Here is an 18,068-nt window from a genome sequence, read left to right as displayed (position 1 = left end):
CGCGGGTCGTGGATCTTCCGCGGGCCGATGGCCTCGCGTGCGGGGGTCACGAGTGCGCGCCGCCCTTCACGTACGCCTCGTAGCCCTCGTTCTCCAGCTTGTCGGCCAGCTCCGCGCCGCCGGACTCGGCGATCCGGCCCTGCGCGAAGACGTGCACGAAGTCGGGCTTGATGTAGCGCAGGATGCGGGTGTAGTGCGTGATCAGCAGGGTGCCGACCTCGCCGCTCTCCCGCACCCGGTTCACGCCCTCGGACACGACGCGCAGCGCGTCGACGTCCAGGCCCGAGTCGGTCTCGTCGAGGATCGCGATCTTGGGCTTGAGCAGTTCGAGCTGAAGGATCTCGTGGCGCTTCTTCTCACCGCCGGAGAAGCCCTCGTTGACGTTGCGCTCGGCGAACGAGGGGTCGATGGAGAGCCGCTCCATGGCCTCCTTGACCTCCTTGACCCACAGCCGCAGCTTGGGGGCCTCGCCGCGGACGGCGGTGGCGGAGGTGCGCAGGAAGTTGGAGACGGAGACGCCGGGCACCTCGACCGGGTACTGCATGGCGAGGAAGACGCCGGCCCGCGCGCGCTCGTCGACGGACATCTCCAGGACGTTCTCGCCGTCGAGGGTGACGGTGCCACCGGTGATGGTGTACTTCGGGTGCCCCGCGAGCGAGTACGCGAGGGTGGACTTGCCGGAGCCGTTCGGGCCCATGATCGCGTGCGTCTCGCCCTGCTTCACGGTCAGGTCGACGCCGCGCAGAATCTCCTGGGGGCCGTTGTCGGCCTCGACGGAGACGTGCAGGTCGTGGATCTCAAGCGTTGCCATGGGTGCCTCAGGACTCCTGGGTGACGGAGACGAGCACAGAAGCGTCTGGGCCGTCCCCTTCGATCTTGACGGGGTATACGGGTACGGGGCGCGTCGCGGGCAGCCCGGACGGCTTGCCGGTGCGCAGATCGAAGCTCGATCCGTGCAGCCAGCACTCGATGGAGCAGTCCTCCACCTCGCCCTCGGACAGCGAGACGTTCGCGTGCGAGCAGACGTCGTTGATCGCGAACACCTCACCCTCGGTGCGGACGATCGAGACGGGCACGCCGTCCAGCTCGACGCGCTTGGGGGTGTCCTCTTCGAGCTCGCTCAGCGCGCAAGCCCGTACGAACGGGGCGCTCATCCGACGGACGCCTCCAGCTCCGCCTCGATCTTGCTGAGCAGGCGGTCCTCGATGTCCGGGATGCCGATCTGCTGGACCAGCTCGGCGAAGAAGCCACGGACGACCAGGCGGCGGGCCTCCTCGGCGGTGATGCCGCGCGCCATCAGGTAGAAGAGCTGCTCGTCGTCGAACCGGCCGGTGGCCGAGGCGTGGCCGGCGCCGACGATCTCGCCGGTCTCGATCTCCAGGTTCGGCACCGAGTCCACGCGCGCGCCGTCGGTGAGCACGAGGTTCCGGTTGAGCTCGTAGGTGTCGGTGCCCTCGGCCGCGGCCCGGATGAGCACGTCGCCGATCCACACCGCGTGCGCGTCCTGGCCCTGCAGCGCGCCCTTGTAGACCACGTTGCTCCGGCAGTGCGGGGTGTCGTGGTCCACGAACAGCCGGTGCTCCTGGTGCTGGCCGTCGTCGGTGAAGTACAGGCCGTACAGCTCGGCCTCGCCGCCGGGACCGCCGTAGATCACCCGCGGGTGCAGTCGGACCAGGTCGCCGCCGAAGGTGACGATGACGGACTTGAACGTGGCGTCGCGGCCCACCAGCGCGGTGTGCTGCGCGACGTGCACCGCCTCGTCGTCCCAGTCCTGCACGGAGACGACGGTCAGCTTGGCGCCGTCGCCGATCACGTACTCGATGTTGGCCGCGAGCGTCGCGTCGCCGGTGTGGTCGACGACGACCAGCGCCTCGGCGAAGTTGCCGACCTCGATGACCTGGTGGCCGTAGGCCACGCCGCCCTCGCCGTGCACGGCGATCCGCACCGGCTCGGTGAGCACCGTGTCCTTGGGCACGGAGATCACGGACGCCTTCTCGAACGAACTGTACGCCTGCGCGGCGACGCGGTCCACCGGCTTGCCGGCCCGGCCGAGCCGCGGGTCCTCGCGGTCCACGGTCTCGACGGTGACGCCCTCGGGGGCGCTCACGTCGATCCGCAGCCCGCCCTTGGCCTCGGCGGTGCCGTCGTGCAGGCCCCGCAGGCGCTCCAGCGGCGTGAACCGCCACTCCTCCTCGCGACCGTGCGGCACCGGGAAGTCCGCCACGTCATACGAGGCGGGGGCGCTGACCCGGGCGTCGATGGGCTGCTGCGGCCCCCCGACCTGAATGGCGCCGTCGGTGGTGCTGCCGGCGGGAGTGTTCTCAGCCATGGCTGTCGTGGTGCTCTCTCTCTGCGTCAGAAAACAGGTGCTGCTCCAGTGGTGCGCGGGTCGGCATCAACCGACCGCGCCCTCCATCTGCAGCTCGATCAGCCGGTTGAGCTCCAGCGCGTACTCCATCGGCAGCTCGCGGGCGATCGGCTCGACGAAGCCACGGACGATCATGGCCATCGCCTCGTCCTCGGACAGACCGCGACTCATCAGGTAGAAGAGCTGGTCGTCACTGACCTTGGAGACGGTCGCCTCGTGGCCCATGGACACGTCGTCCTCGCGGACGTCCACGTACGGGTAGGTGTCCGAGCGCGAGATGGTGTCCACCAGGAGCGCGTCACAGAGCACGTTCGACTTCGAGCCGTGCGCGCCCTCGCCGATCTCGATCAGACCGCGGTAGGAGGTGCGACCGCCGCCCCGGGCCACCGACTTGGAGACGATGTTCGAGGAGGTGTTCGGCGCCATGTGCACCATCTTGGCGCCCGCGTCCTGGTGCTGGCCCGCGCCCGAGAAGGCGATGGACAGCGTCTCGCCCTTGGCGTGCTCGCCCATCAGGTAGACGGCCGGGTACTTCATGGTGACCTTGGAGCCGATGTTGCCGTCGACCCACTCCATGGTCGCGCCCTCGTAGGCCACGGCGCGCTTGGTGACCAGGTTGTAGACGTTGTTCGACCAGTTCTGGATCGTCGTGTAGCGGCACCGGCCGCCCTTCTTGACGATGATCTCCACGACGGCGCTGTGCAGCGAGTCCGAGGAGTAGATCGGGGCGGTGCAGCCCTCGACGTAGTGCACGTAGGCGTTCTCGTCGACGATGATCAGCGTCCGCTCGAACTGGCCCATGTTCTCCGTGTTGATACGGAAGTAGGCCTGGAGCGGAATGTCGACGTGGACGCCCGGCGGGACGTAGATGAACGAGCCACCGGACCAGACGGCCGTGTTCAGCGCGGCGAACTTGTTGTCGCCGGCCGGGATCACGGTGCCGAAGTACTCCTGGAAGATCTCCGGGTGCTCCTTGAGCGCCGTGTCGGTGTCCAGGAACAGGACGCCCTGCTCCTCCAGGTCCTCGCGGATCTGGTGGTAGACGACCTCCGACTCGTACTGCGCCGCGACACCGGCGACCAGGCGCTGCTTCTCCGCCTCCGGGATGCCCAGCCTGTCGTAGGTGTTCTTGATGTCCTCCGGCAGGTCCTCCCAGCTCGCGGCCTGCTTCTCGGTGGAGCGCACGAAGTACTTGATGTTGTCGAAGTCGATGCCGGACAGGTCCGAGCCCCACGTGGGCATCGGCTTCTTGCCGAACAGCTTCAGGCCCTTGAGCCGAAGCTTCAGCATCCAGTCGGGCTCCGACTTCTTGTCCGAGATGTCACGCACGACCTCTTCCGAGAGGCCGCGCTTGGCACCGGCACCGGCGACGTCGGAGTCGGCCCAGCCGTATTCGTACGTGCCCAGGCCCTCGAGCTCGGGGTGAGCAGTCTCCGTGGGGAGAGTCATGCGGGTTTCCTCCCGGACGTGCTTGCGGATGCTGTGGTGGTCTTCTTGGGGATGAACGTCGTGCACACCCCGTCGCCGTGGGCGATGGTGGCCAGACGTTGCACATGGGTCCCGAGCAGGTGGGAGAAGACCTCGGTCTCCGCCTCACAGAGCTGCGGGAACTGCTCGGCGACATGCGCAACCGGACAGTGGTGCTGGCAGAGCTGTTCACCCTGCTGAGGGTTGGGCGCGCTGCGCGCCGTAGCAGCGTACCCGTCGGCGGTCAATGCCTTGGCCAGGGCCTCCGTACGGGACTCCGGGGCCGCGGCCTCGACCGCCTCCCGGTACCCCGCCGCCTGCGCGGCCAGCCGCGCGCGGGCGAACGCCGCCACCGCGGCCTCACCCATCACGCCGCCGCCGGCCGACTGCGCGATCCAGCGCAGCGCGTCGGCCGCCAGTTGGTCGTACGCCTGGTCGAAGGCGTCCCGGCCGCAGTCGGTCAAGGCGAAGACCTTGGCCGGACGGCCGCGACCGCGCGCGCCGTACACCCGCTGCTCGCGGGGTTCGACGATGCCCTCGGCGACCAGGGTGTCCAGATGACGGCGGACCGCGGCCTGGGTGAGCCCCAGCCGCTCGGCGACCGCCGCCGCCGTCGACGGGCCGTGGTCGAGAATGGAGCGCGCCACCCGGTTACGGGTCCCGCGCAGGTCGTCGTGGGTGGATACGGGAGGCACGCCAGCCGCCACGGCCGGCTTGGCCGCGGACCCCTGGTTGTCGCTCGCGTATTTCACAACGCCATTGTTGCGTAATTCCCGAGGCCGATACAACCCGCTCCCCAGGCGACCTCGGTGGGGTACGTCACTTAGGGAGACCTAAGTTGACCTGCGTAAACGATCACGTCGGCGCGGCCCCACCGGCTCCTTCCGCAGGTCGCGCGGGTGCGGCCGGAGGCGGCCGGCCCCCTCCCCGTCCGCAGATCCTGACCTGCGCGGATGGGCGCGCGGACGGCGAAGACCCGCATCGATCGGAGCCGCCTCGCGCGCCGGGGCGCACGGGTCAGGCCGACGCCCGCCGCTCAGCACCGGCGCGCGACCGCGGCGGACCGAGGCGACCCGCGCGCCCGAAGGCGAGCCCGCAAACCAGCCATCCGCCGCCCAACCCGTTGCCCGGCACGCCGCCGGTACGGGCGCACGGCCGGGTGCCGGGCCCCGTTCCGCGCCTGTGGCCCGACCCCGGCCCGCGCTCGGGCGCGCCGCCGGGACGACCGCACCTGCGCGCACGCCCCCTGAGCGCCGGTCGAGCGCCCGCCCAGCCCTCGCCCGAGCGCGGCCCTGCCGGCCGGCAGGCCCCGGGAGCTTCGTAGACTTCCGCCCATGCGAGACGAGCCCTCCCCCAGCCCCCGCCCCAGGCCCGCGCCGGGGGACGTCACCGGGGAGGCGCCGGCGGTCGAGGTCGTCGGCCTGGTCAAGCGGTACGGGACGAAGACCGCGGTGGACGGCCTCACGCTGTCCGTCGCACGCGGCAGCGTCACCGCCGTGCTCGGCCCGAACGGCGCCGGAAAGACCACCACCATCGAGACCTGCGAGGGCTACCGCCGGCCGGACGCCGGGACCGTGCGCGTGCTCGGCCTCGATCCGCTGGCCGACGCGGCCAGGCTGCGCCCGCGCGTCGGCGTGATGCTCCAGTCGGGTGGCGTCTACCCCGGCGCCCGGGCCGCCGAGATGCTCCGGCACACCGCCTCCCTGCACGCCCACCCGGTGGACGTGGACGCGCTCATCGAGCGGCTGGGCCTGGAGAGCTGCGGGCGCACGGTCTACCGCCGGCTCTCCGGCGGACAGCAACAGCGGCTGGCCCTGGCCATGGCCGTCGTCGGCCGCCCCGAACTGGTCTTCCTCGACGAGCCGACCGCCGGCCTCGACCCGCAGGCCAGGCGCGCCACCTGGGACCTGGTGCGGGAGCTGCGCGCGGACGGCGTCAGCGTCGTCCTCACCACGCACCACATGGACGAGGCCGAGCAACTCGCCGACCAGGTCCACATCATCGACGCGGGCAGGGTGATCGCCTCCGGCAGCCCGGAGGAGCTGTGCCGGGGCGGCGCGGAGAACTCGCTGCGCTTCTCGGGCCGCCCCGGGCTCGACGTGGCCTCGCTGCTCACAGCGCTGCCGGCGGAGTGCACGGCCGTCGAGCTGGCCCCGGGCTCGTACCGCATCACCGGGAAGGTCACACCCCAGTTGCTGGCCACCGTGACCTCCTGGTGCGCCCAACACGGGGTGCTGCCCGACCGGCTCTCGGTGGAGCGGCACACCCTGGAGGACGTTTTCCTGGAGCTGACCGGCAAGGAGCTGCGCGCGTGATGGCCGACACCGCTGAGACCACGGAGCCCGGCGGCGGGCCCGGCACCTTCACGCCGCGCCCCGGGGCCGCGCCGCTGGGGCGGATGATCCGCGCGCAGGCCGCCCTCGAGACCCGGCTGCTGCTGCGCAACGGCGAGCAACTGCTGCTCGTCATCATCATCCCGACCCTGCTGCTGACCCTGTTCAGCAGCGTGGACGTCGTGGACACCGGCGACGGCGACGCCGTGGACTTCCTGGCGCCCGGGGTGCTGGCGCTGGCGGTGCTCTCCACGGCGTTCACCGGACAGGCCATCGCGACCGGCTTCGAGCGGCGCTACGGGGTGCTCAAGCGGCTCGGCGCCTCACCGCTGCCGCGCTGGGCGCTGATGACGGCCAAGACGTGCGCGGTGCTGGTGACCGAGGTGCTCCAGATCGCGCTGCTGACGGCGGTCGCCCTCGCGCTCGGCTGGTCACCGCACGGCAACCCGGCCACCGTGGCCCTGCTGCTCCTCCTCGGCACCGCGGCCTTCTCCGGGCTCGGGCTGCTGATGGCCGGCACGCTCAAGGCCGAGGTGACGCTGGCCGCGGCCAACCTGGTCTTCCTGCTGCTGCTCTTCGGCGGCGGCGTCATCGTGCCGCTGTCGAAGTTCCCCGGCGGCATCGAGACGGTGCTGCACCTGCTGCCCGTCGCCGCGCTCTCCGACGGGCTGCGCGACGTGCTGCGGGACGGCGCCGGGGTGCCCTGGTCCAACCTGGGCGTGCTGACCGCGTGGGCCGTGCTCGGCCTGGGCGCGGCGGGCCGCTTCTTCCGCTGGGAGTAGCCCGCCGCAGGCGCCCGTGCCCGCCGTACGGAGGGGGCTCGGGCGGGACGCGCGCCGGGCGGGCACCCCCTCGTGAATCGGTGCACAAGGTGCGGCCTACCATGATGTCGTGCCGAATTCGTGGAATCCCCTTGAGCTGATCGCCCGCCGTTGGACGCCGTCCGCGCGCCTGGTGCGGCTGGCAGCGCTGATCACCGTGGTGATGGCCGTGGTCATCGTCGTGACCGGGGGCGCCGTGCGGCTGTCCCAGTCCGGGCTCGGCTGCGAGACGTGGCCCAAGTGCACCGACGAGAGCCTCACGCCCACCTCGGAGATGGGTGTACGCGGCATCATCGAGTTCGGCAACCGGCTGCTGACGTACGTGCTGTGCGCGGTCATCGGGTTCTTCATCATCGTGGCCCGTGCCGCCAAGCCGATGCGCCGCCCGCTCACCCGGCTCGGCTGGTTGCAGTTCTGGATCGTGATGGGCAACGCCGTGGTGGGCGGGATCACGGTGCTGACGGGCCTGAACCCGTACATCGTCAGCTCGCACTTCCTGATCTCCACCGCGCTGCTCACGGTCGCGATGATCACCTGGCAGCGCACCCGTGAGGGCGACGGCCCGGCCAGGCTGCTGGTCGCGCCCGCGGTGCGGCAGTTGTCGTGGCTGCTGGTGGTCGCCGCCGCCGCGCTGATCGTGATCGGCACCGTGGTCACCGGCTCCGGGCCGCACGCCGGTGACGCGACGAAGGTGCACCGGATCCCGCTGGACTGGCAGGAGATCACCCAGCTCCACGTGGACTTCGTCTACATCGTCTTCGGCCTCACCGTCGCGCTGTGGTTCACGCTGCGCGCCGTGAAGGCTCCGCCGGCCGCCTCGCGCACGGTGGTCGAGCTGTTCGTCGTCCTGCTCTCCCAGGGCGTGGTCGGCTACGTCCAGTACTTCACGCACCTGCCGGAGTTCGTCGTCGGCATGCACATGTTCGGCTCGTGCCTGGTGTGGATCGCGGTGCTGCGGGTCTTCCTCGCGCTGCGCGAGCGGGCGCAGGCGCCGGCCGTCCCCGCCCCCTCCGGCGAGCACGAGGCGCTTCAGCCCCGGGCCGAGGAGGGCGCGGGAGCCGAGGAGCCGGCCTCCGCCGGCAGCCGGTAGACCCGGCGGGCGGTGCCGGAGGCCACCAGGTCGGCGATCCGCTGCGCCTGCGGCGGCGTGCACACCCCCTCGGCGCACCACTCGGCGGCCAGGCGCGTCATCGCCGCCGCGAACTGGCGCGCCGCCACCACGTACAGCTCCGGCAGGCCCCGGGCGCCGGTCGAGAACAGCAGCTTCCCGAACGGCGCGAGGCGCAGCGTCTCCCACGGCGCGGGGCCGACGTCCGCGTACACGTGCGGGAACGCCGCCGCGAGCCGTGCCGCGCTCCGGTGCCCGCCGTGGCCGGGCAGCAGCACCAGATCGGTGCCGAGGCCGACCGTCGCGGCCAGGAAGTCGGCGACCCGGTCGGGCTCGGGGCAGTGCAGTTGGACCGGCAGGCCGGTGGTGAGCGCACTCCACAGCAGGTGGCGCAGGAGCACCGGGTCGCTCGGTCGCGCCCCCCGCGCGCGGGCGCGCAGCCAGCGCTCCGCCGCTTCCCGCACCGCGCGCGCGTCCGGCGGCGCGGCGGGCAGCGGGCCGGGCGCTATGGCGAAGGCCACGACCCGCCGCGCGGGCGCCCCGGCCAGCGCGTCGGCCGTCGCGGCGAGGAAGCCACGGGCGGTGTGCGAGCCGTCGGCGACCTGCCCGGCGAGCGCCTGGACGGGGACGATCTCGTACGTGGGCGCGCCCGTGGCCGAGGCCAGCTCGGCGGCCGACAGCGGCGCCTCCACCGCGCCCGCCGCCAGCAGGTACGTGCCCACGCCGCAGCCGCGCAGCAGCAGCCGGGTCGCCTGGTAGGCGCCGAGGGCGCGGCGCGCGGCGAGGTAGTGCGCGGGCGTGCAGTGCGGCTCGACGCCGAGCAGCGGCGGGCACCAGCGGCGTACGGCGAGCCCGAGCCAACTGTCGAAGAAGGTGGTGCCGGGCGCGGCGGGCCCGCGCGAGCCGACCGCGGCGGCCAGATGTGACTCAAATGCGCCGAGCCCGATTTCAGCATGCGAGACACCGAGGCCGTACTGGTCCACCAAGGGGGGCACCACGAAGCCCGGCTCCTCGTCCGCGACGGAGCCGGGCTCGTCCTGGGAAGCCGCGAGGGGCCGGTCCGCCCCCGCTCGCCGCAGGTGCCGGGGCCCCGGCGGGACGGATCGTCGCCGCTCAGGGCCGTCCAGCAGCATCCGCATCTCCCTGCCCGTGCCGATTCCGGGCGGTCTGACGCGCGCGGGACCGTCTGAGGTGTCGGTGCGGGGAAGGCTACGGGTTGCGGGGGCCACCAAGCTGGATACCGGCCATCCGCGACCACTCGTACGGGCCGGTGCGCACCTGGGCGGCGAACTCGCCCCCGAAGTCGTCGTGCACGGTCAGCCCGGCCAGCTCGACGGCGCGCTGGGCGCTGGCGTACGAGGGGGCGACCAGGTTGCCCCACTCGCCGTTGGCGCCGACCAGGGCGATGCGTACGGAGCCGCGGGCGATGTGCGCGAGCTGGCCCTCGGCGCTCCCGCCGTGGGCGCGCGCGAAGGCGTCGATCTGCTTGGCCAGTCGGGCCGCGTGCCGTTCCACCTTGCCATCGCGGACGGCCTCGTCGGCCGCCGGCGTGCTCGCGTCGGCCCGCTGGGTGTCTTCGGCCTGTTCGGTGTCTGCCATGCCCAGGATGCTACCGATCGGTAGATCACCTTGGCGACGGGGCGGTCGCGTGGCCTGCGCCACGCGGTCGGGGCGGCGCCCCGGGTGCGGGCGCCGCCCCGAACGGCAGCGGTGGGTGGCGGGCGGCTGGCCCGCGCGGGGTCTCAGCGCAGGAAGGGGTCCACGGCCACGGCCACGAACAGCAGCGAGACGTAGGTGATGGACCAGTGGAAGAGGCGCATCTCCTTGAGCTTGGCGCCCGTCACTCCGGACTTGGCCCGCGACTGGAGGGCATGCGCCTCCTTGAGCCAGAAGGCGCCGAGCAGGACGGCGACCGCGGGGTAGAACCAGCCGGTGTAGCCGAGCGGCCACAGCGCCAGCGAGACCGCGACCATCACCCAGCTGTAGACCACGATCTGCCGGGCCACGACCTTGTTGCCCGCCACCACCGGCAGCATCGGCACGCCGACGCGCTCGTAGTCGTCCTTCACCTTCATCGACAGCGGCCAGTAGTGCGGCGGCGTCCAGAAGAAGATGACCAGGAAGAGGACCACGCCGGCCCAGGAGACGGAGTTGGTCACGGCGGACCAGCCCACGAAGACCGGCATGCAGCCGGCGATGCCGCCCCAGACGATGTTCTGCGCGGTACGCCGCTTGAGCAGCATCGTGTACACGAGGACGTAGAAGAGCAGGGCGCTCAGCGCGAGCATCGAGGACAGCGGGTTGACCAGGACCCACAGCCACACGGTGGAGACCACGGTGAGCGTGTAGGCGAAGACCAGGCACTCGCGTGGCGAGACCATCCCGGTCACCAGGGGCCGCTGGGACGTGCGGTCCATCAGCGCGTCGATGTCCCGGTCGATATACATGTTGAACGCACCGGCGCCGCCGGCGGACATGAAACCGCCCACGCACGTGGCGAGCACCAGCCAGAGGTCGGGAACACCCTCGGCGGCCAGGAACATCACCGGAACGGTCGTCATCAGCAGCAGCTCGATGACGCGCGGCTTCGTCAACGCGAGGAACGCCTTGGCACGGGCCCCGAACGGCCGGTGACTGGTGCTCTGGGTAGAGAGCGACCCCGCAGGACGGGATTCGACGGCCGTCACGCACACCCCTGGTTTAGTGACATCAGCGGCAGTGAGCCGCGGGCAGACCAGCAAGCACCGGACATGAAGACCCGGTAAAGACTTGCGCGTACCACGCCACTCTAGACGTTGCCGCTCTCCCGCCCGTCGCCGGGGTGGGGTCGTGTTGGCGACCGGAGCCGACCGCCGGGAACGCGCGGATCCGCTGCGCTCCGTGCGCTCGACGGGCGCTTCTCCGGGTACCCGGGCAGGGTGGAAGGGGGCCGCGGTACCGGCCGACGGCCCCGGCGACGACGCACGGGCGACACCCCGGGGAACCCGCGTGGCCAGCGGCTCAGAGCGGTTGTCCACAGGCTGTAGCGGTCGAATGGATGACCGCTGTCGCGGGGGTAGGCTCGGCCCTGCCCGGCGTGAAGAACCCTCACCGGCATTCGACCTTGTGGAGAGGAGCCCTGACTCAGGGTGAGCACCAAGCCGACCACCACAGATCTTGAGTGGACCGAACTGGACCAGCGGGCCGTGGACACCGCCCGCGTCCTGGCCATGGATGCCGTGCAGAAGGTCGGTAACGGCCACCCTGGCACGGCCATGAGCCTGGCTCCCGCCGCGTACCTGCTCTTTCAGAAGTTGATGCGGCACGACCCGTCGGACGCGAACTGGACCGGCCGCGACCGGTTCGTTCTCTCGCCGGGCCACACCAGCCTCACGCTCTACATCCAACTCTTCCTCTCCGGCTACGGCCTGGAGCTGGAGGACCTCAAGGCGTTCCGTACCTGGGGCAGCAAGACGCCGGGGCACCCCGAGGTCGGGCACACCACGGGCGTGGAGACCACCACCGGGCCGCTCGGCCAGGGCATCGCGAACGCGGTGGGCATGGCCATGGCCGCTCGCTACGAGCGCGGTCTCTTCGACCCCGAGGCGCCGCGCGGCGACTCCCCCTTCGACCACACCATCTGGGCCATCGTCTCCGACGGCGACCTGGAGGAGGGCATCTCCGCCGAGGCGTCCTCGCTGGCCGGCCACCAGAAGCTGGGCAACCTGGTCGCGCTCTACGACGACAACCACATCTCGATCGAGGGCGACACCGCGACCGCGCTCTCCGAGGACGTGCTGGCCCGGTACGAGGCGTACGGCTGGCACGTGCAGCGCATCGAGCAGGCGCCCAGCGGCGACTTCGACGTCAAGGCGCTGTACGCGGCGTTGAAGGCGGCCCAGGACGAGACGGAGCGGCCCTCGATCATCGCGGCCCGCACGATCATTGCCTGGCCGGCGCCGAACGCGCAGAACACCGAGGCGTCGCACGGCTCCGCGCTCGGCGCGGACGAGGTCGCGGCGACCAAGGAGGTGCTGGGCTTCGACCCGGAGCGGCACTTCGAGGTGGACGAGGCGGTGCTCGCGCACGCCCGCGCGGTCATCGAGCGCGGGCGCGCGGCCCGCAGCGACTGGGACAAGCGGATCCTGGCCTGGCGCGAGGCCAACCCGGAGCGGGCCGCCGAGTTCGACCGGATCAGCGCGGGCGAGCTGCCGGCGGGCTGGGAGAAGTCGCTGCCGTCGTTCCCCGTCGGCAAGGACGTGGCCACCCGCAAGGCGTCCGGCGAGACGCTCAAGGCGCTGGGCGCGGTCATCCCCGAGCTGTGGGGCGGCTCCGCCGACCTCGCCGGTTCGAACAACACGACCATCGACGCCTCGTCCTCCTTCCTGCCGGCGGACAACCCGCTGCCGGAGGCGAACCCGTACGGGCGCACGGTCCACTTCGGCATCCGTGAGCACGCCATGGGCTCGACCATGAACGGCATCGCGCTGCACGGCAACACGCGCGTCTACGGCGGCACCTTCCTGGTCTTCTCCGACTACATGCGCCCGGCGGTGCGGCTCGCCGCGCTGATGAAGCTGCCGGTCACCTACGTGTGGACGCACGACTCCATCGGCCTCGGCGAGGACGGCCCGACCCACCAGCCCGTCGAGCACATGTCCGCGCTGCGCGCCATCCCGGGCCTGAACATGGTCCGTCCGGCCGACGCGAACGAGACGGCCATCGCCTGGCGCGAGATCCTGCGCCGGCACCACGACAAGCCGGCGCCGCACGGTCTCGCCCTGACCCGGCAGAACGTCCCCACCTACGAGGCCAACGAGAACACGGCCAAGGGCGGGTACGTGCTGCGTGAGGCCGAGGGCGGCCAGGCCAAGGTGATCCTCATCGCCACCGGCTCCGAGGTGCAGCTCGCTGTCGAGGCGCGCGAGCAGCTCCAGTCGGCCGGCGTGCCGACCCGCGTGGTGTCGATGCCGTCGGTCGAGTGGTTCGAGGAGCAGGACCAGGCGTACCGGGACAGCGTGCTGACGCCGACCGTCAAGGCCCGGGTCGCGGTCGAGGCCGGGATCGGCCTGACTTGGTACCGCTTCGTGGGCGACCACGGGCGCGTCGTCTCCCTCGAGCACTACGGCGCCTCGGCCGACTACAAGGTGCTGTTCCACGAGTTCGGCATCACCGCGGACGCGGTGGTCCAGGCCGCGCGGGAATCCCTCGACGCCGCCGCGCGCTGACGCTCGTATACGACTAGTAGGAGTTGCAATTCCCATGACAGACGCACTCAAGCGCCTCTCGGACGCAGGCGTCGCGATCTGGCTGGACGACCTGTCCCGCAAGCGGATCACCTCCGGCAACCTCGCCGAGCTGATCGACCAGCAGCACGTCGTCGGCGTCACGACCAACCCGTCGATCTTCCAGAAGGCCATCTCCCAGGGCGACGGGTACGAGCAGCAGCTCGCCGACCTCGCGGTGCGCGGGGTGACCGTCGAAGAGGCCGTCCGCATGATCACCACGGCGGACGTCCGGGACGCCGCCGACATCCTGCGGCCGGTCTTCGACGCGACCGAGGGGCAGGACGGCCGGGTCTCCATCGAGGTGGACCCGCGCATGGCGCACCGTACGGACGCCACCGTCGCCGAGGCCAAGCAGCTCGCCTGGCTGGTGGACCGGCCGAACACGCTGATCAAGATCCCGGCCACCAAGGCGGGCCTGCCGGCGATCACCGAGACCATCGGCCGCGGCATCAGCGTCAACGTCACGCTGATCTTCTCCCTCGAGCGGTACCGCGAGGTCATGGACGCCTACCTGGCCGGCCTGGAGAAGGCCAAGGCCGCCGGGCTCGACCTCGCCAAGATCCACTCGGTGGCGTCGTTCTTCGTCTCCCGGGTCGACACCGAGATCGACAAGCGCCTGGACGACCTGGGCACCGAGGAGGCCAAGAAGCTCAAGGGCAAGGCCGCCCTCGCCAACGCCCGGCTCGCCTACCAGGCGTACGAGGAGGTCTTCGGCTCCGTGGACGGCTCGGTCGCGCCGTCGGAGCGGTTCGCCGCGCTGGACAAGGCGCACGCCAACCGGCAGCGCCCGCTGTGGGCGTCGACCGGCGTGAAGGACCCGGCGTACAAGGACACGCTGTACGTGGACGACCTGGTCGCCCCGGGCACGGTCAACACCATGCCGGAGGCCACGCTGGAGGCCGCCGCCGCGCGCGGCGAGATCACCGGCGACACCGTGCGCGCCACCTACGCGCAGTCGCAGGCCGACCTGGACGCCCTCGCCGGTCTCGGGGTCAGCTACGACGACGTCGTGCGGGTACTCGAAGAGGAGGGCGTCGAGAAGTTCGAGGCGTCCTGGACCGACCTGCTGAAGTCCACCGAGGCGGAGCTCAAGCGCCTCACTCCGGCAAAGGACTGACCTTGTCTCAACCCGCACGCGGCGACAACCCGCTGCGTGACGCTCAGGACCGACGGCTCCCGCGCATCGCGGGGCCGTCGGGCCTGGTCATCTTCGGCGTCACGGGCGATTTGTCGCGTAAAAAGCTGATGCCAGCCGTTTACGATCTGGCCAATCGCGGACTGCTGCCCCCGGGCTTCTCCCTCATCGGGTTCGCCCGGCGCGACTGGGAGGACGAGGACTTCGCCCAGGTCGTGCACGACGCGGTCAAGGAGCACGCCAGGACGCCCTTCCGCGAGGAGGTCTGGCAGCAGTTGGCCGAGGGCTTCCGCTTCGTCCCCGGCGAGTTCTCCGACGACGAGGCGTTCAAGCAGCTCAAGGCCACCATCGAGGAGCTGGACGCGGCGCGCGGCACGGGCGGCAACTTCGCCTTCTACCTGTCGGTGCCGCCCAAGTTCTTCCCCACCGTCGTCGAGCAGCTCAAGAAGCACGGCCTGTCCGAGAGCCAGGGCGACTCCTGGCGGCGCGCGGTCATCGAGAAGCCCTTCGGGCACGACCTGGCCAGCGCGCAGGAGCTCAACCAGGTCGTGCACCAGGTCTTCCGGCCGAGCGACGTCTTCCGCATCGACCACTACCTGGGCAAGGAGACGGTCCAGAACATCCTGGCGCTCCGCTTCGCCAACACGATGTTCGAGCCGCTGTGGAACCGCTCGTACGTGGACCACGTACAGATCACCATGGCCGAGGACATCGGCATCGGTGGCCGGGCCGGGTACTACGACGGCATCGGCTCCGCGCGCGACGTCATCCAGAACCACCTGCTCCAACTCCTGGCGCTGACCGCCATGGAGGAGCCGGCCTCCTTCGACGCGAAGGCCCTGGTCACCGAGAAGCTCAAGGTGCTCACGGCCGTCAAGCTGCCGCACGACCTGGGCCGGCACACCGTGCGCGGGCAGTACACGCACGGCTGGCAGGGCGGCACCGAGGTCTGCGGCTACCTCGAGGAAGAGGGCATCGACCCGCAGTCCAAGACGGACACGTACGCCGCCATCAAGCTGGGCATCGACAACCGCCGCTGGGCGGGCGTCCCGTTCTACCTGCGCACCGGCAAGCGCCTCGGCCGTCGGGTCACCGAGATCGCGGTGGTCTTCCAGCGCGCCCCGCACTCCCCCTTCGACACCACCGACACCCAGGAGCTGGGGCAGAACGCCCTGGTCATCCGGGTGCAGCCGGACGAGGGCGTGACGATCCGGTTCGGCTCCAAGGTGCCCGGCACCTCGATGGAGATCCGGGACGTGACCATGGACTTCGCCTACGGCGAGTCCTTCACGGAGTCCAGCCCGGAGGCGTACGAGCGACTGCTGCTCGACGTGCTGCTCGGCGACGCCAACCTCTTCCCCCGCCACCAGGAGGTCGAGGAGTCCTGGCGCATCCTCGACCCGATCGAGGCGTACTGGGACCGGCACGGCAGGCCGGAGGAGTACACCGCCGGGACCTGGGGTCCCAAGGCGGCGGACGAGATGCTCGCACGAGACGGACGGAGCTGGCGGCGGCCATGAACATCGATCTCACGGACACCACGTCCAGCCAGATCAACTCCGCACTGGTGCGGGCGCGCCGGGCCAGCGGGACGCCGGCGGTCGGGATGGTGCTCACCTTGGTGATCGTCACCGACGAGGGCAACCACTACGACGCGCTCAAGGCCGCGAGCGAGGCGTCCAAGGAACACCCCTCGCGCATCCTGGTCGTCATCCGCCGGCCCGGCCGCTCGCCACGCGACCGCAAGATCGCCCGGCTGGACGCCGAGGTCCGGGTGGGCGGCGAGAGCAACACCGGCGAAACGGTGCTGCTGCGCCTGCACGGCGAGTTGGCCAGCCACGCCCACTCGGCCGTGCTGCCGCTGCTGCTGCCCGACGCGCCGGTCGTGGTCTGGTGGCCGGAGGACGCGCCGGAGCACCCGAGCGACGACCTGCTCGGCCAGCTCGCCGCGCGCCGCATCACCGACGCCCAGGCCACCGAGGACCCGGTCGCGACGCTCGCCCTGCGGGCGGGCACCTACACCCCCGGCGACACGGACCTGGCCTGGACCCGGATCACCCCCTGGCGCAGCGTGCTGGCGGCGGCCCTGGACCAGAAGCACGCGCCGATCACCTCGGCCTCGGTCGAGGGCGAGGCGTACAACCCCAGCAGCGAGCTGCTCGCGCTGTGGCTCGCCGACCGGCTGGGGGTGCCGGTCGAGCGGACCGTCTCGGACGGGCCCGGCCTCACGGCGGTGCGCCTGGAGACGGCCGACGGCACGATCTGCCTCGACCGCGCGGACGGCTCGCTGGCCGAGCTGGCGATGCCGGGCCAGCCCGACCGGCACGTGGCGCTGCACCGGCGCGACACCGCCGAGCTGATCGCCGAGGAGCTGCGGCGCCTGGACCCGGACGAGACGTACGCCGCGGCCGTCAAGTACGGCGTGCAGCGGCTGGGCTCGGGCGCCCCGGCGACCAAGGGCGCCGCCAGGACCGGCGCCGTGCGCGGCCAGTCGGCCGCGCCCGCCGCGCCGGCGGAGACCGCGTCGCAGGGTACGTCGGACGGTTCGCCGGAGGGCGAAGGGGGGGCCGAGGCCCCGGCCAAGTCGGGTAAGAAGAAGGCGTCATCGGCCACGGCCAGGAAGGCGTCGTCCACGTGAGCGCGCCGCAGGTCGTGGTCCACCGCGACAAGGAGCTGATGGCCCGGGCCGCCGCAGCGCGGCTGATCACCCGGGTGGTCGACGCGCAGGCCGCCCGGGGCTCGGCCTCGGTCGTGCTCACCGGTGGCCGCAACGGCAACGGGCTGCTGGCTGCGCTGGCCGAGTCGCCGGCGCGGGACGCGATCGACTGGTCGCGGCTCGACCTGTGGTGGGGCGACGAGCGGTTCCTGCCCGACGGCGACCCGGAGCGCAACGTGACCCAGGCCCGCCAGGCGCTGCTGGACGCGGTGCCGCTCGACCCGGCCCGGGTGCACCCGATGCCGGCGTCCAACGGTACCTACACCGGGGACGCCGACGGGGCGGCTGCCGCGTACGCCGCGGAGCTGGCCACCGCCGCCGCGCGGGAGACCGCGTCACCGCCGGCCGGCGCCGGCGGTCGCGGCGTACCGGCCTTCGACGTGCTGCTCCTCGGCGTCGGCCCGGACACGCACGTGGCCTCGCTCTTCCCGGAGTTGCCCGCGGTGCGGGAGACCGAGCGGACGGTGGTCGGCGTGCACGGCGCGCCCAAGCCGCCACCCACCCGGATCTCCCTGACGCTGCCGGCGATCCGCGCGGCCCGTGAGGTGTGGCTGCTCGCCGCGGGCGGCGACAAGGCGGGAGCCGTGGCCATAGCCCTGTCGGGCGCCGGCGAGGTGCAGGCCCCGGCCGCGGGCGCGCGCGGGCAGAGCCGCACCCTGTGGCTCCTCGACCAGAGCGCGGCGGCCGAGCTGCCTCGCGGCCTGTACCCACCGTCGTCGCCCTGAGCGACCGCGTCGCTCGGGACGGCTCGGGCCCTACGCCCGGCCGCCGCGCGAGCGACGCGACAGCGCCCGGCCGCCACCCCGCGCAGGGGGTGGCGGCCGGGCGTTTTCGCAGCCGCGCGGCCCGCTAC

Annotated in this window: 16 protein-coding genes; 8 read left to right on the top strand and 8 right to left on the bottom strand. The window is 71.9% G+C overall.

Annotation, left to right across the window (positions count from 1 at the left end):
• Positions 1 to 46 precede the first annotated feature (46 nt).
• From sufC to AC3CHW_RS28040, 5 genes are all read right to left on the bottom strand, one after another.
• Positions 47 to 811, bottom strand: a complete 765-nt coding sequence (gene sufC, locus AC3CHW_RS28060) for a Fe-S cluster assembly ATPase SufC (protein WP_187061408.1) — start codon at positions 809 to 811, stop codon at positions 47 to 49.
• Between the two features lie 7 nt (positions 812 to 818).
• Positions 819 to 1,154: a non-heme iron oxygenase ferredoxin subunit gene (locus tag AC3CHW_RS28055; protein ID WP_488468306.1), complete on the bottom strand. Its 336-nt coding sequence runs from the start codon at positions 1,152 to 1,154 to the stop codon at positions 819 to 821.
• A complete protein-coding gene (sufD, locus tag AC3CHW_RS28050; protein ID WP_398609855.1) occupies positions 1,151 to 2,329 on the bottom strand; it encodes a Fe-S cluster assembly protein SufD in 1,179 nt (392 codons plus the stop codon). Before sufD ends, AC3CHW_RS28055 begins: the two co-directional genes overlap by 4 nt.
• Positions 2,330 to 2,395: 66 nt before the next feature.
• Positions 2,396 to 3,817 (bottom strand): Fe-S cluster assembly protein SufB, encoded by a 1,422-nt coding sequence (gene sufB, locus AC3CHW_RS28045; RefSeq protein WP_359331770.1) that lies wholly within the window; start codon positions 3,815 to 3,817, stop codon positions 2,396 to 2,398.
• On the bottom strand, positions 3,814 to 4,587 hold the full coding sequence (locus AC3CHW_RS28040) for a helix-turn-helix transcriptional regulator (protein WP_488468305.1): 774 nt from the start codon (positions 4,585 to 4,587) through the stop codon (positions 3,814 to 3,816). The genes sufB and AC3CHW_RS28040 overlap by 4 nt, the downstream gene beginning before the upstream one ends.
• Positions 4,588 to 5,169: 582 nt before the next feature.
• Between AC3CHW_RS28040 and AC3CHW_RS28035 the strand changes: the two genes are divergently transcribed.
• From AC3CHW_RS28035 to AC3CHW_RS28025, 3 genes are all read left to right on the top strand, one after another.
• Positions 5,170 to 6,150 carry an ABC transporter ATP-binding protein gene (locus AC3CHW_RS28035; RefSeq protein ID WP_398609854.1) on the top strand — a complete coding sequence of 327 codons (981 nt, stop codon included), beginning with the start codon at positions 5,170 to 5,172 and terminating at the stop codon, positions 6,148 to 6,150.
• Positions 6,150 to 6,950 (top strand): ABC transporter permease, encoded by an 801-nt coding sequence (locus AC3CHW_RS28030; RefSeq protein WP_488468304.1) that lies wholly within the window; start codon positions 6,150 to 6,152, stop codon positions 6,948 to 6,950. The genes AC3CHW_RS28035 and AC3CHW_RS28030 overlap by 1 nt, the downstream gene beginning before the upstream one ends.
• A gap of 109 nt (positions 6,951 to 7,059) precedes the next feature.
• On the top strand, positions 7,060 to 8,079 hold the full coding sequence (locus AC3CHW_RS28025) for a COX15/CtaA family protein (protein WP_488468303.1): 1,020 nt from the start codon (positions 7,060 to 7,062) through the stop codon (positions 8,077 to 8,079).
• Here AC3CHW_RS28025 and AC3CHW_RS28020 read toward each other — a convergent pair.
• The 3 genes from AC3CHW_RS28020 to AC3CHW_RS28010 form a co-directional block, all read right to left on the bottom strand.
• The gene (locus tag AC3CHW_RS28020) at positions 8,019 to 9,230 is read right to left on the bottom strand and encodes an amidohydrolase (protein ID WP_488468302.1); all 1,212 of its coding nucleotides are present in this window, start codon (positions 9,228 to 9,230) and stop codon (positions 8,019 to 8,021) included. The two genes, AC3CHW_RS28025 and AC3CHW_RS28020, sit on opposite strands and share 61 nt — an antisense overlap.
• Positions 9,231 to 9,306: 76 nt before the next feature.
• Positions 9,307 to 9,696, bottom strand: coding sequence for a hypothetical protein (locus AC3CHW_RS28015; protein WP_488468301.1), 390 nt, complete (start codon positions 9,694 to 9,696; stop codon positions 9,307 to 9,309).
• Between the two features lie 143 nt (positions 9,697 to 9,839).
• Positions 9,840 to 10,784 carry a heme o synthase gene (locus AC3CHW_RS28010; protein ID WP_488468300.1) on the bottom strand — a complete coding sequence of 315 codons (945 nt, stop codon included), beginning with the start codon at positions 10,782 to 10,784 and terminating at the stop codon, positions 9,840 to 9,842.
• 441 nt (positions 10,785 to 11,225) lie between these two features.
• Here AC3CHW_RS28010 and tkt point away from each other — a divergent pair, with 441 nt between their 5' ends.
• Genes tkt through pgl form a run of 5 tightly spaced genes read left to right on the top strand, consistent with a single transcriptional unit; the run spans position 11,226 to position 17,940 of the window.
• Entirely contained in the window at positions 11,226 to 13,304 is a 2,079-nt protein-coding gene (gene tkt, locus AC3CHW_RS28005; RefSeq protein ID WP_488468299.1) for a transketolase, read from the top strand.
• Positions 13,305 to 13,338: 34 nt separating this feature from the next.
• Positions 13,339 to 14,481, top strand: coding sequence for a transaldolase (gene tal / locus AC3CHW_RS28000; RefSeq protein WP_488468298.1), 1,143 nt, complete (start codon positions 13,339 to 13,341; stop codon positions 14,479 to 14,481).
• A gap of 2 nt (positions 14,482 to 14,483) precedes the next feature.
• Positions 14,484 to 16,019: a glucose-6-phosphate dehydrogenase gene (zwf, locus tag AC3CHW_RS27995; protein ID WP_398609847.1), complete on the top strand. Its 1,536-nt coding sequence runs from the start codon at positions 14,484 to 14,486 to the stop codon at positions 16,017 to 16,019.
• The gene (opcA, locus tag AC3CHW_RS27990; RefSeq protein ID WP_488468297.1) at positions 16,016 to 17,137 is read left to right on the top strand and encodes a glucose-6-phosphate dehydrogenase assembly protein OpcA; all 1,122 of its coding nucleotides are present in this window, start codon (positions 16,016 to 16,018) and stop codon (positions 17,135 to 17,137) included. The genes zwf and opcA overlap by 4 nt, the downstream gene beginning before the upstream one ends.
• The gene (gene pgl / locus AC3CHW_RS27985) at positions 17,134 to 17,940 is read left to right on the top strand and encodes a 6-phosphogluconolactonase (protein WP_488468296.1); all 807 of its coding nucleotides are present in this window, start codon (positions 17,134 to 17,136) and stop codon (positions 17,938 to 17,940) included. Before opcA ends, pgl begins: the two co-directional genes overlap by 4 nt.
• The last annotated feature ends 128 nt before the right edge of the window (positions 17,941 to 18,068 follow it).

This window comes from Streptomyces sp. MGP-BFMKR1 (assembly GCF_057766585.1).
The sequence above is the reverse complement of the archived record's forward strand: the minus strand, read 5'-3'. Positions and strand labels throughout refer to the sequence as shown.